This is a genomic window from Vibrio sp. B172a (genome assembly GCF_030248355.1).
In the GTDB taxonomy this organism is placed as follows: domain Bacteria; phylum Pseudomonadota; class Gammaproteobacteria; order Enterobacterales; family Vibrionaceae; genus Vibrio; species Vibrio owensii.
This window is the reverse complement of record NZ_JAHGAC010000004.1, coordinates 86,500-101,253: the sequence shown is the minus strand read 5'-3', so window position 1 is coordinate 101,253 and position 14,754 is coordinate 86,500. Positions and strand designations below refer to the sequence as shown.

The 14,754-nt window shown below is 46.1% G+C and carries 12 protein-coding genes, 1 tRNA gene and 1 pseudogene; 9 read left to right on the top strand and 5 right to left on the bottom strand.

The window, feature by feature from the left end; translation table 11 throughout:
* The first annotated feature begins 48 nt into the window (after positions 1-48).
* The 4 genes from KIT90_RS06345 (at position 49) to KIT90_RS06330 (ending at position 2,377) form a co-directional block, all read left to right on the top strand.
* Positions 49-125: transfer RNA gene (locus KIT90_RS06345), tRNA-Trp, on the top strand.
* Positions 126-548: 423 nt separating this feature from the next.
* Complete coding sequence (locus KIT90_RS06340; RefSeq protein ID WP_009705549.1) at positions 549-881, top strand: DUF1904 domain-containing protein; 333 nt, start codon at positions 549-551, stop codon at positions 879-881.
* A gap of 12 nt (positions 882-893) precedes the next feature.
* The gene (mepA, locus tag KIT90_RS06335; RefSeq protein WP_009705550.1) at positions 894-1,730 is read left to right on the top strand and encodes a penicillin-insensitive murein endopeptidase; all 837 of its coding nucleotides are present in this window, start codon (positions 894-896) and stop codon (positions 1,728-1,730) included.
* A gap of 338 nt (positions 1,731-2,068) precedes the next feature.
* Positions 2,069-2,377 (top strand): hypothetical protein, encoded by a 309-nt coding sequence (locus KIT90_RS06330; RefSeq protein ID WP_009705551.1) that lies wholly within the window; start codon positions 2,069-2,071, stop codon positions 2,375-2,377.
* A gap of 41 nt (positions 2,378-2,418) precedes the next feature.
* On the opposite strand, the gene KIT90_RS06325 is transcribed toward KIT90_RS06330, so the two are convergent.
* The 3 genes from KIT90_RS06325 to rdgC all read right to left on the bottom strand — a co-directional run bounded on the left by KIT90_RS06325 (position 2,419) and on the right by rdgC (position 5,157).
* Positions 2,419-2,673, bottom strand: coding sequence for a YfhL family 4Fe-4S dicluster ferredoxin (locus KIT90_RS06325; RefSeq protein ID WP_005445273.1), 255 nt, complete (start codon positions 2,671-2,673; stop codon positions 2,419-2,421).
* Between the two features lie 2 nt (positions 2,674-2,675).
* A complete protein-coding gene (gene yegQ / locus KIT90_RS06320; protein ID WP_005440369.1) occupies positions 2,676-4,076 on the bottom strand; it encodes a tRNA 5-hydroxyuridine modification protein YegQ in 1,401 nt (466 codons plus the stop codon).
* Positions 4,077-4,242: 166 nt separating this feature from the next.
* A complete protein-coding gene (gene rdgC / locus KIT90_RS06315; RefSeq protein ID WP_038896022.1) occupies positions 4,243-5,157 on the bottom strand; it encodes a recombination-associated protein RdgC in 915 nt (304 codons plus the stop codon).
* Between the two features lie 224 nt (positions 5,158-5,381).
* On the opposite strand from rdgC, the gene phoB reads away from it, so the two are divergent.
* The 3 genes from phoB to KIT90_RS06300 are packed head-to-tail and all read left to right on the top strand — an operon-like array spanning position 5,382 to position 8,375.
* A complete protein-coding gene (gene phoB / locus KIT90_RS06310) occupies positions 5,382-6,071 on the top strand; it encodes a phosphate regulon transcriptional regulator PhoB (RefSeq protein WP_005424836.1) in 690 nt (229 codons plus the stop codon).
* Positions 6,072-6,111: 40 nt separating this feature from the next.
* Positions 6,112-7,410, top strand: coding sequence for a phosphate regulon sensor histidine kinase PhoR (phoR, locus tag KIT90_RS06305; protein WP_005445279.1), 1,299 nt, complete (start codon positions 6,112-6,114; stop codon positions 7,408-7,410).
* Positions 7,410-8,375 (top strand): PstS family phosphate ABC transporter substrate-binding protein, encoded by a 966-nt coding sequence (locus KIT90_RS06300; protein ID WP_029789222.1) that lies wholly within the window; start codon positions 7,410-7,412, stop codon positions 8,373-8,375. The genes phoR and KIT90_RS06300 overlap by 1 nt, the downstream gene beginning before the upstream one ends.
* A gap of 34 nt (positions 8,376-8,409) precedes the next feature.
* On the opposite strand, the gene ppx is transcribed toward KIT90_RS06300, so the two are convergent.
* Entirely contained in the window at positions 8,410-9,915 is a 1,506-nt protein-coding gene (gene ppx / locus KIT90_RS06295) for an exopolyphosphatase (RefSeq protein ID WP_285375892.1), read from the bottom strand.
* Positions 9,899-11,989: a polyphosphate kinase 1 gene (ppk1, locus tag KIT90_RS06290; protein WP_005445285.1), complete on the bottom strand. Its 2,091-nt coding sequence runs from the start codon at positions 11,987-11,989 to the stop codon at positions 9,899-9,901. Before ppk1 ends, ppx begins: the two co-directional genes overlap by 17 nt.
* Positions 11,990-12,200: 211 nt before the next feature.
* On the opposite strand from ppk1, the gene KIT90_RS06285 reads away from it, so the two are divergent.
* Positions 12,201-14,405: an ABC transporter permease subunit gene (locus KIT90_RS06285; RefSeq protein ID WP_285375891.1), complete on the top strand. Its 2,205-nt coding sequence runs from the start codon at positions 12,201-12,203 to the stop codon at positions 14,403-14,405.
* A 27-nt stretch (positions 14,406-14,432) separates the two neighbouring features.
* A pseudogene (locus tag KIT90_RS27905) lies at positions 14,433-14,664 on the top strand (phosphate ABC transporter, permease protein PstA); the annotation flags it as partial.
* Positions 14,665-14,754 lie beyond the last annotated feature (90 nt).

Sequence of the window (14,754 nt, the reverse complement as noted above, 5' to 3'; positions counted from 1 at the left end):
GTCCGCTCCGCCACTTATTCGAGAGTCGTCTCATTAAACACGAACAACAGGGGTGTAGCTCCAATTGGCAGAGCAGCGGATTCCAAATCCGCGTGTTGGGAGTTCGAATCTCTCCACCCCTGCCATATTCAAGGCTCTAGTCGAAAGACTAGAGCCTTTTTCGTATTTGTATCTCAAGACCAAAGCAACGGATCCCCTGATACTCAAAACAGCGCGTGTTGGGATCTTGGGTGCCAGCTCAGTCGAACCTCTGGATCGTCAGGTCCACCCCTGTCATATATTAAACTCAGACTACGCGTCCCGGCAGCAATGCTGGGGCTTTTTCGTTTCTGCGGCCTTTTCAAATTTCTCTCTGAGAGAAGGTATTTAAAGTATTTGAAGTGCAGGCTGCTCCGTAGGCCTATGAGTCATCTCTTCTCAAGTAACCTAGCAACAGTTGTGTGCCTTAAGGTATTTAGGCTTATGCATGCCTGCAAGCTCTCAGCGTGATAAGAGAGCGAGTTCCTGTTATTATCGGCGCTGAATTCTAATAATTAGGAAGCAAGTCTATGCCACATCTTCGATTTAGAGCTGTTGAACCTCAAACGGTTCAAGCGCTATCAAAACCTCTTACCGATGAACTGCAACCATTGATGGATTGCCCTCGTGAAGATTTCACTTTCGAATACATCTACAGTACATTTTTTAGCGAAGGTGAAGTAAGTGCTGCTTATCCTTTTGTTGAGGTGTTGTGGTTTGACCGTGGGCAAGAGACACAGAATAAAGTGGCTAAAGCGATTACTGAGCAAGTTCGTGGTATTGTCGGTGAAGATATCGATGTTGCGGTAATTTTCTCTGCACTCTCTCCTAAAGGCTACTATGATAATGGTGACCACTATTAAGGAATGAGCGTGATGAAGCTGAGTCTTTCTTTTTGTTTAAGTTTTCTATTCTCAGCTTCTCTTTATGCTACTCCGTGGGAGCAGGTCTCTGGTCCCACAAATAACACATCCTCTTCAATCGGCAGTTATGCGAATGGCTGTTTAGATGGAGCTTCTCCTCTCCCGCTTGATGGTATTGGTTATCAGGTTTTACGCAGTAAAACGAAGCGTTACTATGGGCACCCTCACACGATTAGCTTTGTTGAAGAGTTAGCGAAAAAAGCCAATCAAGATCTCAACACAACGTTACTTATTGGGGACTTATCCCTCGCTCGCGGTGGACGTTTTTCTACTGGCCACTCTAGTCATCAAACCGGCTTGGATATTGATATTTGGCTGCGCTTGGCTGATGAACCGCTTTCTTACAATGAGCTTCAACTTCCAAAACCCATGAGTGTCGTCGATCTTAAAAAATACAAGATTCTAGAACACCGTTGGGAAGATAGGCACTTTGAACTGATTCGGAGTGCAGCGAAGAGTCAGGATGTTGCTCGTATCTTTGTTCATCCAGTGATTAAAGAGCAATTATGTAAGCAAGAAGGTGAGAAAGACCGAAACTGGTTACGTAAGGTTCGCCCTTGGTGGGGGCATCATTACCACTTCCACGTAAGATTAACTTGCCCTGAGTCGAGCTCTAATTGTGTTAACCAAGCGCCGCCACCTGCAGGAGATGGCTGTGGAGCAGAGTTAGCAAGTTGGAAGCCGAAAGCAACGCCTCCTCCTGTGACAAAAAAAACGAAGGTGACGCCTAAACCTAAGAAGAAAAAGATACTGCCTGCACAATGTCAGCCGCTTATTACGCAGAAATAAGTGGCGAGTCCTACCAAGGAAATACCAAAGATGCTTTCTCTGGATCTCTATTATGAAACTGGAGAAAGATCATACTTTTGTCTACAGTGAATAATACCAGTACAAAAACTGACCTTTTGGGTTTTTGTGACATATTATAGAAATCTCATATAAACAAAGAGTTGCATGGTTTTTAAGTGTGGTAGCAATTCAATATTAAGAAAGATCTTTTCGTCGCGATTCTCTGATTTCTTAACAATATGTCTGTTGGTTGGTGAAGGACAAACGACAACGCAGACAAGTGTATTGAGATGGGTAAGGAGGCTTTTCCCCATCGAGAGTTAATCAAGGATAAAACCATGACTATGATTTGTGCAAAAGAGTTTGCAGAGTGGTTAAGACACAGATTTAGCAGTGATACTAAAGGAGTCTTTTTGACTCGAGAGGATGTTAATCACCTGACTGGGCGCCAACGCCTTGACCCAGGCTTTGTTAATGACGTGCATTACGAGCTGATGCAATATGGAATGGCTTTCGTTACTGATACAAGTAGGGAGAACTTTTATCTGATCCCTGTCTCGCAAGCTGAAAATTGGCGTGAGAGGCTAGAGTATCACTTCGAGAAAGAGCTGTTTTGTAATATCTATCCTATCGAAAAATCGGGTTAAAAAAAGGTTCAACTTTGTCGGCAAAGTTGAACCTCTTTCGATTACGCTAACCCTTGAATAATCACAAACTTCTCTAGCAATTGCTCTTCAGTCTCTACATGATTTGGGTCGGTAATAATGCACTTCGTAATTGGACACACTGACTGACATGTTGGTTTTTCGTAGTGACCTTTACACTCTGTACATAGAGCAGGGTCAATTTCGAAAATGCTGTCACCCATAGTAATTGCACCATTAGGGCACTCTGGGTCACACATATCACAGTTGATGCACTTATCGGTAATAAGTAGTGCCATGATTACTTACCAGTTGGGTTACGGGTATCCTGACCTGCATTTAAGTTACGCATTAACAGACCGTATTCTAGATCCATGTCTTCTGGAACTGGGATAAATACGAAGTGACCGTTACCTTTTGCGTCTTCAATTGATTCTGACTTACGGTTTTCCATCGCTTCTAGCGTGAAGATTACGTTGCCTTTTGGCGTCATTAGTTCAAGGCTGTCACCAACGATGAACTTGTTCTTCACTTCAACTTCAGCCATGTCACCACGACGTTTGCCAGTGAATTCACCAACGAACTGCTGAGCATCAGATACAGAGTAGCCGTAATCGTAGTTTTGGTAGCTGTCGTGAGTGTGACGACGTAGGAAGCCTTCTGTGTAACCACGGTGAGCTAGGCTTTCTAGCGTACCCATTAGGCTTTCATCAAATGGACGACCAGCAACTGCGTCATCAATCGCCTTACGGTAAACCTGAGCCGTACGTGCACAGTAGTAGAAAGACTTAGTACGGCCTTCAATTTTAAGAGAGTGAACACCCATCTTAGTTAGACGCTCTACGTGTTGGATTGCACGCAGGTCTTTCGAGTTCATGATGTAAGTGCCGTGCTCGTCTTCGAAAGCCGCCATTTTTTCTTCTGGACGGTGACTTTCAGAAAGCAATACCACTTCGTCAGTTGGTTTGCCGCGACCGATAGTCGTTTCAGGGCGTTCGTCAGCGACTTCGATTGCTTGAGCTTCGTTTGGATCGAATGCTTCAACAATTTGGCCAGCGTCGTTTTCTTTGCCTTCTTCTACTTTGTATTCCCAACGGCATGCGTTAGTGCAAGTGCCTTGGTTAGGGTCACGTTTGTTGATGTAACCAGACAGTAGGCAGCGACCAGAGTAAGCCATGCATAGAGCACCGTGAACGAAAACTTCTAGTTCAGTTTCAGGACAGTGCTCGCGAATTTCTTCGATTTCTTCTAGAGAAAGCTCACGAGAAACGATCACACGCTCAACACCGTTAGCAGCCCAGAACTTCACAGTTGCCCAGTTTACTGCGTTCGCCTGTACAGACAGGTGAATTGGCATTTCTGGGAACGCTTCGCGAACCATCATGATAAGACCTGGATCAGACATGATAAGTGCGTCTGGGCCCATTTCTACCACTGGCTTAAGGTCACGGATGAAAGTTTTAAGCTTAGAGTTGTGCGGTTGGATGTTACATACCACGTAAAGCTTTTTGCCTAGGGCATGCGCTTCGTTGATACCGATTTGTAGGTTTTCGTGGTTGAACTCGTTGTTACGTACGCGAAGGCTGTAGCGAGGTTGGCCAGCGTATACTGCATCTGCGCCGTAGGCGAATGCGTAACGCATGTTTTTAAGGCTACCTGCAGGAGACAGTAGCTCTGGTACGAATGCTTTCTCTGTTGTCATTGCTCAATTCTCTTAGTATCTGATCACAAGTCAGGCCAATTCCACCTCATGGAAATGGGGCGCAAATTTTACGTCAAAATGTGACCTGTGACTAGGAGAATTATGGTTTAGATAAACAAACACCCTCAAAAAAAGTGAGGGCATTATGATTAATCTTTGTACGAAATTAAGCGTTAGGGTTTGGCAGACCGCCCAATGCTTCGTATAGATTTGGTAGGAAAGCGCTGAATTCGCCACACATTAGAGAGAAGTCTGCGTCGAAGCGAGCAGCCTGATCTTCGCGTGGGATATCATCGTTTTGGTCTTTTAGTTCATCAGAGAACTTCAGACGTTTGATGCCAGAATCTTCTGCCATGATGAATTCGATACGATCTTGCCAGTTCAGTGCTAGCTTAGTCACCACTTTATCTGCTGCGATGTGGTTACGGATTTCATCAGTTGTAAGCTCTTGCTTCTTACAACGAATCACGCCGCCTTCTTCTAGCACAGACTTAAGCTCAGCTTCGTCCATCATTGTGATGCCTTGTGGCGTTTCACCGGTTTTCACCCATTCAGTCAGAGTCGTTTCGATCGCAACTTCAGGAATTGCTGGTACAACAGGTAGGCTACCCATTGTTTTACGCAATAGTGCTAACACGTCTTCTGCTTTTTTGTAGCTGCTTGCATCAACAAGGATGAAGCCTTCTTTTGGCATGATAAGTACGTAAGTGTGGCTGCTGCGGCTGAATGCACGTGGCAGTAGGTCCATTACGATGTCATCTTTCAGGTTGTCTTTCTCTTTCTTCTTAAGAGGACGACCTTCTTGTGCTTCCATTGCTTCTACTTTTGCGTTTAGTGAATCTTTGATCACTGAAGCAGGCAGCATCTTCTCTTCTTTCTTAGCGCAAATCAGAATGCGGTTTTCAGAAACGTGCGTCATCATGTCGCCATTTCTACCCATCGCGCTAACCCAGCCAAACTTTTGTTTATCTTGGCTGCCACAAGGGGTGAATCGGAACTCGGCTAGTTGAGTTTCCAGTTGATCGGCGTTGAAGTTAACCTCGCGGTTAACGCGGTATACCAGACAGTTTTTAAACCACATAAATCTTCTCTAGGCTTGATGACAAGGGACTAATCATAGGGAATTTTCCCGGCGTTGTCCTAATTGAATTGAAAAAGATCATGATGAATCTCAAAAGAAAGTTATATGAAAATTTGTTTTCAAAGGTCACAAAAGTGTCATAATTGGTAGTAATAATGCTTATGCATAGAGGGGCGCTTTGTCCTTTAAATTCATTAGCTCAACTAACATAAGGTTATTCAATTATGTCTAGAAGGATTCTGGTTGTTGAAGACGAAGCTCCGATTCGCGAAATGCTATGCTTCGTGCTTGAACAGAAAGGTTATCAAGCAGTAGAAGCAGAAGATTACGACTCTGCGGTAACCAAGCTGGCTGAACCCTTCCCGGATTTAGTGCTACTAGACTGGATGCTACCAGGTGGCAGTGGTATTAACTTCATCAAACACATGAAGCGCGAAGAGTTAACTCGCAACATTCCCGTTGTAATGCTGACAGCTCGTGGTGAAGAAGAAGACAAGGTTCGTGGCTTAGAGGTTGGCGCGGATGACTACATCACCAAACCTTTCTCACCAAAAGAGTTGGTTGCTCGCCTTAAAGCCGTTATTCGCCGCGTAACACCGACTGCGCTTGAAGATGTGATTGATGTACAAGGTCTGAAATTGGATCCTGTTTCTCACCGCGTGACTGCAAATGATGAAGCGGTTGATATGGGACCAACAGAGTTCAAAATGCTGCACTTCTTTATGACGCACCAAGAGCGCGTTTACAGTCGTGAACAACTGCTAAACAACGTTTGGGGTACTAACGTGTATGTAGAAGACCGCACCGTTGACGTACACATTCGTCGTCTGCGTAAAGCGCTTGAGGCGGCAGGTCACGACAAACTCATCCAAACTGTTCGTGGCGCAGGATACCGTTTCTCGACGAAGGCATAACATCGCTAGCAGCTTATCAATACCATTTCTGGAGTAATGAGTGGTTGAAAGATTAACTTGGAAAAAGCTGGCCTGGGAGCTGGCTTTTTTTTACACCCCTTGGGTGATAATAGGTTGGATATTCGGTTATATGCCGTGGTTGCTTTTGGCGGCTACGGCTTTGCAGCTTGTATGGCATTTGCATAACCAGGTGCGCTTGTCGGCTTGGTTGTGGGATGAAAAGCGTCTTACGCCACCGTCAGGTAGTGGCAACTGGGAATCGTTATTCAACGGTTTATACCGATTGCAACAACGTCAGCGTCGCAAGCGTAAAGAGCTTACCAATTTGATTCGCCGTTTCCGTAATGGTGCTGAGTCGCTGCCGGATGCGGTGGTGGTGTTTCGTGCTGAAGGTAACATCGTATGGTGTAACAAGCTCGCACAACACCTTTTGGGTTTCCACTGGCCGGAAGATTCTGGGCAGCCTATTTCTAACCTTATTCGTACTCCAGATTTTATTAAGTACATCAACAAGCAAGACTTCTCAGAGCCGTTAGAAATGCGCTCACCTTTGAATGTCGAGCGAATGTTGGAACTGCGTATCGTGCCTTACACCGAAGGGGAACACCTGATGGTGGTGCGTGATGTGAGCCAACTTAAACAGCTTGAAGGTATGCGTCGTAACTTCTTCGCTAACGTATCTCATGAACTTCGTACACCGATGACAGTACTGCAAGGCTACCTTGAGATGACGGAAGATCCAGACATGATTGTTGGCCCGATGTGGACTAAAGCGCATGGGGTGATGACAGAGCAGCTCAACCGCATGAACAGTTTGGTGAATCAGCTTCTGACGCTGTCTAAGATTGAAGCGGCACCAATGCATGAGTTGGAAGATGTGGTCAATGTCCCTAGCATGTTAGAAGTGCTAGAGAAGGAAGCGGTAAGCCTAAGTGGTGATGATCAGCATCAGTTGAAGTTCGACGTGGATTCTAGTCTGCGCGTGCTCGGCGATGATGACCAACTGCGTAGTGCGATCTCTAACTTGGTGTACAACGCGGTGAAATACACCCCACCCGGTGCACACATAAACGTACGTTGGTATCAAACCGCACAAGGTGCTTGCTTAGAGGTTGAAGACAGCGGTGATGGTATTGAGCCACAACACTTACACCGATTGACCGAGCGTTTCTATCGCGTCGATAAAGCTCGTTCACGCGATACCGGTGGCAGTGGTCTAGGCTTAGCCATTGTTAAGCACGCGTTGAGCCACCATGATTCTCATCTCGAAATTTACAGTGAAGTTGGTGTCGGCAGTAAGTTCTCCTTCATCCTACCAAGTCGTTTGGTGGTGAAGTAATGAGTGTTGTATCCAAAGCTATCAAGAAGATCACTCTAGCCACGTTGATGCTTTCCTGCGTGGCTGTTGCACAGGATAAACCGCTGCCGAATTATCAAAAGACGACTGGCATAGCCGGTAACTTATTGTCTGTCGGCTCAGATACGTTAGCAGGCATGACTACGCTTTGGGTGGAAGAGTTTAAATCTATCTACCCGAACATTAATGCTCAGGTACAAGCGTCTGGCTCATCGACTGCGCCACCGGCGTTAACAGAACAAACTGCGCAATTCGGTCCAATGAGTCGCTCAATGCGTATGCGTGAGATCGAAGCATTTGAGCGGGTGCATGGTTACAAGCCAACGGCGCTTCGTGTTGCGATTGATGCGATTGGTATTTTTGTACATCAAGATAACCCGATCAAAGGGCTTAATTTCCATCAGTTGGATGCGATGTTCTCCGCGACTTTACGCTGTGGCGAAAGTGAGTTCATCACCAACTGGCGTGAGTTAGGCATCAAAGCCGAGTGGGCAAAACGTAACTTGCAGCTGTTTGGGCGTAACTCGGTGTCGGGTACGTACGGTTATTTTAAAAGTAATGCCTTGTGTGGCGGCGATTTTAAAACTCGTGTGAACGAGCAACCGGGATCTGCCTCAGTGGTACAGTCTGTGGCCTCAACGATCAGTGGTGTAGGCTACTCAGGTGTGGGTTATCGCGTGGCGGGTGTTCGCTTAGTACCTATTGCGAAAACTGGCACAGATTACGTTAGCCCTGTGCGTGAAAATATCATTTCAGGTAAGTACCCACTATCGCGTTACCTCTATGTATACGTGAATAAACATCCGGATTATCCGTTAAGCCCAATTGAAGCTGAATTCATTCGCTTTATGTTCTCAGCCCAAGGGCAAGCACTGGTTGCGAAAGACGGTTATGTTCCTATTACTGCCGATTTCGCTGCAGAGGAATTAAAAAAGGTCGGTTTATAAGCCGACCTTTTTCTTTATCTCATTGAGTTCGTAGTTAGAAGTTCAATGTCCATCCTGCGCTTTCCCAGCGTTGCTGCTCTTCCTGCAAATCGGCATCGAGCAGTTTGTTATTCTCTAACCAATCTTCTTCTACGCAGGTAAGTACCCACTTATCTTCTTCTATCGATAATGTCAGCTCGGGCAGCGGATCATCATTGCGTTGACCGTTGACCACAATGGCTAGACGCAGAACCTTAATTAAGTTGATGATGTCACTCTCTTTGTAGAGATTGAACTCTGGGAACTCATTAAGCTTGAGGGATTTACGTTGGAAGCGAGCTAAAGTCGCCAATACCAATTGCTGTTCGCGGTTAAAGCCGGGTAAGTTGGAGTGCAGCAGAATGTAGAATGAGTGACGATGGAAACCGCGCAGACTGATGCTCAAGCCGACTTCATGTAGCAAAGCCGCCCATTCCAGTAAATCAAACAGCTCACTCTTCTTCTTGATACCAAGTTCAGAACGAACATTGCACAGCATCTCTCTTGCATGACCTTTTACGCGTGCTGCGTGTTCGATATCAACGCGATGCTGTTTTGCGAGGTTTTCTGTCGTGCGCATACGAATATCAGAACGAGCGAAGCGTTCTTCCATTTCGTAGAGCAGACCTTCACGCAATGCGCCATCCGAGAAGAACATCTGGTTGATTTTTAGTGATTGGAAAATGGCAGACAAAATGGCCACACCAGCGGCAAAGACTGGCTTGCGTTCATCGGTCAGACCAACAAGCTCGATATCATCAATGGACTCAAATTCGCACAATGTATCGATGAGCTTACCCAAACGCTTATTGGTGATCAGCCCGTCTTCATGACCTAAACCAATCAAGACTTCGCGAATCGCTTTAATCGTACCAGAAGAGCCGAGGGCAATATCCCAACCTTTCTTACGATATTTTGCAGCAATGGATTCCATGCGTTGCTCTGCGGCGAGAATCGCTTTGCTGAAGTTCTTGCGCGACAGTTTGCCGTTATTGAAGAACTGCTCTGTAAAACTCACACAGCCCATTTGCTTACTGTTGAGAAGCTCTGGCTCAAACTCTTGACCAATGATCATCTCAGTACTGCCGCCACCGATATCGACAACTAACTTGGAGTTAGACTCCGCTTGGGTATGCGCGACGCCGAGATAGATGAGGCGAGCTTCCTCTTCACCCGGGATTATTTCAATTGGGAAAGGCAGCACCTCTTTGGCTCGTTTGATAAAGAGGTGGGCGTTGTTGGCGCGCCTTAAAGTGTGGGTGGCTGCAATTCTTACGTTTGAAGCTTCAAAGCCTTGCAAGCGTTCTGCGAACATCGCGAGGCACTCAAGGCCTCGCTCCATTGCAGCATGGCTTAGGTTGAGCTCTGAATCGAGTCCGGCAGCTAAGCGCACTCGCTGTTTATGGCGGCTGACTAATTGCAGGTCACTTCCAACAACTTTCGCCACCACCATATGGAAGCTGTTCGACCCAAGGTCAATGGCTGCGATATGGCGTACATCTTGTTCAAGTATTTGAGGCATCTGCTTTTTGTTTTCTTGTTTGCTTCTCTATATTTTTAAGATAGTCGTAGATGGCAACTTGTGAGCGAACTTTTTTACGATTACCTCGCGGTACGTAGCTGTTGCTCATCTCTTTATCTATCAAACGAGCCTTTACTGTATCGGTAAAGTGAATGTTAGTTATATCAATAATTCGCTGTTTCAAACGTGGATCACGAACCGGAGCGGCAACTTCTATACGATGATCGATATTTCGCGTCATCCAGTCCGCTGATGAGATATAAACCTGAGGGTCGCCATCATTGTGGGTGATCACGACACGAGGGTGCTCTAGGAAGCGGTCAACAATACTGATGATGCGAATGTTCTCGCTCACGCCTTCAATACCCGGGACGAGTGAACACATACCGCGGATGATCATATTAATTTTCACCCCCGCATTGCTTGCCCCATAGAGTTTATTGACGATGCCTTTGTCGACTAAGTTATTCACTTTGATCGTCAGTGCTGCTTTCTTGCCGGCTTTTGCGTTGGCAATCTCCCCATCAATCAAACGGTAGAGTTGTTTACGCGAATTGCGTGGTGAAACGATGAGGTGATTAAACCTTACTGGACGGTATGGGTTCTCGATATAGCCAAAGACGTTACGAACCTCATTGGTAATTTCTTGATCTGCAGTTAGCAGCGCGAAGTCGGTGTAGATGCGTGCGGTTTTCTCATGGAAGTTACCTGTACCGATATGCGCGTAACGTACGATTTCACCTTCTTCGCGGCGGCTAATCAGGAGCAGTTTGGAGTGAATTTTTAGACCCGGCGCACCAAAGATAACGTGCACGCCTGCATCGGTGAGAACCTTTGACCACTCGATATTGGCTTCTTCATCGAATCTGGCTTGCAGTTCCACCACCACTGTTACGCTTTTGCCATTGTGCACCGCATCGATCAGTGAGTTCATCAAGCGCGAATCTTTAGCAACGCGGTAGATATTAATCTTGATCGCCAATACTTTAGGATCGAAGGAAGCTTGGCGAACCAGTTCAGAGATGTGATCAAAGGTGTGATAAGGGTAGTAAAGCAAAATGTCTTTGGCTTTGATCGCATCGAAACTGTTGGCATAGCCTTCGAAGTCCGCACACTTCATCGGTGGCATGGGTTTGTTTTCTAGGTACTCACGACCAACATTTGGAAAGCCAATGAAGTCTTTAAAGTTGTGGTAACGACCACCGGGAATCAAACTGTCGTAGTTGGAGATTTGCAGTTTGCTGCACAAGAAATCGAGCATCTCTTGCGGCATTTCACGCTCGTAAACAAAGCGCACTGGCATAGCGGTTAAGCGTTGGTTCACTCCTTCAGACATCTGTTCGAGCAAGCTGTATTCGATCTCTAGGCGCAAATCGTATTCGGCATCGCGGGTCATCTTCATCGCGTAGCCATTTAGCTCGTCATAATCGAAGAAGCCTTTAAACAGTTCATCCAGACAGTAACGGATAATGTTGTCGAGTAGGATGATGGTCTTGCGACGTTTGCCTTTTTGCTCCGGAACCATAACGAAGCGGGGGAGATGGTCAGTTGGGATTTCGAGTAAAGCGTATTGGGAATGATCGTCTTTGCGCAGATCGACGGTAATGTAGGCGTATTCGTCTTTAAGAAACTGCAACACATCGATGTCATCTTTAATCAATAGCGGAGTGATGTGTGGCATGACTTCTTTGCGAAAGTACTTGGTGATCCAGCGCTTTTGGGTGTCATCCAGTTGGTTTTCATTAACCAAGAAAATGCGGCGTCGCGCCATTTCTCGGATCAAATCACCGTACAGTTCATCAAATTGTTCGTTCAGCCTCAATGCTTTGGTTTGCATCTTAGTTAACAAGTGCTTAGAGTTATCGCTTCCACCTCGTTCTTGGCTGATCAAGATCCGACGTTTTACGTCTGCAAAGCGAACCTTGTAGAACTCATCTAAGTTATTGGAAAAGATCCCCAGAAAGCGAATACGTTCGATTAGGGGGACGGTTTTATCAGCGGCTTCTTGTAATACTCTCTCGTTAAAAGACAACCAACTAAGTTCTTTTTCTATATAGAGTTTTTCTGCGCTCATAACCTTACCTAGCCTAAAATGAAGTAAATCCGCACTCATCTGTGGGATAAAAAAGATGAGCCTGAACATTATGAGGTTTACGTTACAGATTTATTTCATAACACGGTCTGCATAAGAGTTGTATTCTTTTCAGTTGTTTAATGTGATCTGTAATATAATTGTCATCTTAACGACATATTCTAGTACTAAGTCAAAAAGGGTAGAGAGATCAATGGCACAAGCCGAGTTTTCATTGCAGGAAAAAGATAAAAAACGATTGATCAAAGATCGTTTGGTTCGATTTGCAGTGACATCCGGTGGTGTAGGCGTTCTTGCTGCTCTTGTGTTGATCTTTGTTTACCTTGCGATGGTGATCATTCCTCTGTTTTCTGATGCAGAGATTGAAACCAATTATGCTGCTCGTGCTACCCAAAGCGGGAAGCCACTCGCAATTTCCGTTGATGATTACTCTCAAATCGGTTTGGTGTTAACCCAATCCGGTGAAGTGCGTTTTCTTCCTCTCGATGATTCCAGTAAACCTGCGCTGTACACTCAGCAAATAGCTAACAACCCAGTGGCATTTTCTCAGTCTGCGCCGGGATTAGGTTGGTATGGTTTGGTTGATGACCAAGGCAAAGCGCACATCTTCAAACCGGAATTTAACGCGACGCTGCGAGAAAATACTCGCCCACCAGAAGTAGTGCCGTTTCGAACTTCAATGGACATGCAACTGACAGATGCATCCGATCCAGTTAAGAAGTTTGTTTTTAGTACTTCCACGCAAGCTCCAACCCTTGTTTGGCAAACACAAAGCGGCGTAATAAAAGCGCGTTGGCAGGTTCCTCAACTATTAGATGCATCACCTGTTACCCATGATTACACCTTCTCTTCAGGTTTTGATGCGCCAGACCAAATGTTGCTGACGCCAGATGGCAATAACCTTTACTTGCGCAATGGATCAGAGCTGATTGTCTTGGTGAAAGGCGACAACAAGTTCTCAGTGCGTGAAGTGATCGATCTGACTCAGGGTGATAAAAAGCACTCAGTGAGAACGATGGATTTGTTGGCTGGGGCGTATTCCCTGCTCGTTACACATAACGATGGTCGTGTATCGCAGTGGTTTGATACCTTGCAGGGCGACCAGCGAACTTTGACTCACATTCGTGACTTTAAGTTGGCGTCTGAGCTGAAGTATTTACTTCCCGATTCACACCGCAAAGGTTTCTACAGCTTTTACACCAACGGTACGTTGCAAAGCCACTACACCACCAGTGAGAAGTTGGTGTTGTTTAAGCGTGCTTACAAACAAGCGCCAGTGATGGCGGGGATGTCGAATAACGAGCGCTATCTGATTACATGGCAAAATGACGAATTGAATGTCGCGTTTGTTGATAACCCGTACCCAGAAGTCTCTCTGTCTTCCTTATGGCAAAAGGTTTGGTATGAAGGTTACCCAGAGCCCGAATTTGTGTGGCAATCTACCTCAGCCAGTGATGACTTCGAGGCGAAATTCAGCTTAGTGCCAATTGCGTTTGGTACCATCAAGGCGGCGATGTTCGCAATGTTGTTCTCGGTACCACTGGCTGTACTGGGCGCAATTTATACCGCTTACTTTATGTCGCCACGTATGCGTCGCGTGGTGAAGCCATCAATCGAGTTAATGGAAGCTTTGCCTACGGTTATCATTGGTTTCCTTGCCGGACTTTGGTTCGCCCCGATTGTGGAAGACCATTTGATTACCGTTGTGGTGATGTTGTTTGTTTTGCCTCTGAGCACCATGGTGATGGGCGGTCTATGGGCGCTGATCCCACAACCGATACGTAACCGCCTTCCTAACGGGTGGCATGCTTTGGTATTGATGCCTTTGCTTCTGCTGTTGATCGGTTTGGGTGTGTGGATATCACCAATGCTTGAACAAGCCTTCTTTGGTGGGGACATGCGTTTGTTCCTGACTGACCATGGTATTGGTTTTGACCAACGTAACGCGCTGGTGGTTGGTTTGGCTATGGGCTTTGCGGTTATTCCAACGATTTTCACCATTGCCGAAGATGCGATTTTCTCTGTGCCGAAACACTTATCGGATGGTTCATTAGCACTTGGCGCGACGCCATGGCAAACGCTGATTTATGTGGTCCTGCTGACAGCCAGTCCGGGGATTTTCTCGGCAATCATGATGGGACTTGGGCGCGCTGTGGGCGAAACAATGATTGTATTAATGGCGACGGGTAATACGCCATTAATGGATTGGAACGTACTAGAGGGCTTGCGTAGCTTGTCGGCGACCATTGCGGTTGAATTGCCAGAGTCGGAAGTAGGCAGTTCGCACTACCGATTGTTGTTCCTATCGGCATTAATTTTGTTTGTCTTCACCTTTGCGGTGAACGCCTTGGCGGAATGGGTTCGTCAAAGACTAAGAGATAAATATCGTGCGTTGTAATCAGTTAACGAAAGAGCGAGTAATAGCGTGTTAAATTGGATTCGTTCTGGCGCACCTTGGATTTGGTTAACTGGGGGAGCGGTAAGCATCAGTCTGCTTTCTGTCCTCGGGTTATTGCTATTGATTGGCTGGAAGGGGCTTACTTACTTCTGGCCTGCGCCACTTTATCAATGGAATGTTGCTGCGCTGACTCCGGTGCAGGGCGAAGTGCTGCATGAAAACTCGATTCTGGTTGGTCAGGTATACGAGCGCAGCTTTGTGCCAAGAAGTTACCTGCCAAAAGAAGCAGCAGATAAACTCGCAGAAGACGAAGAGTTTGCGACGCGCCTAAATATCAAAATTGCCAACC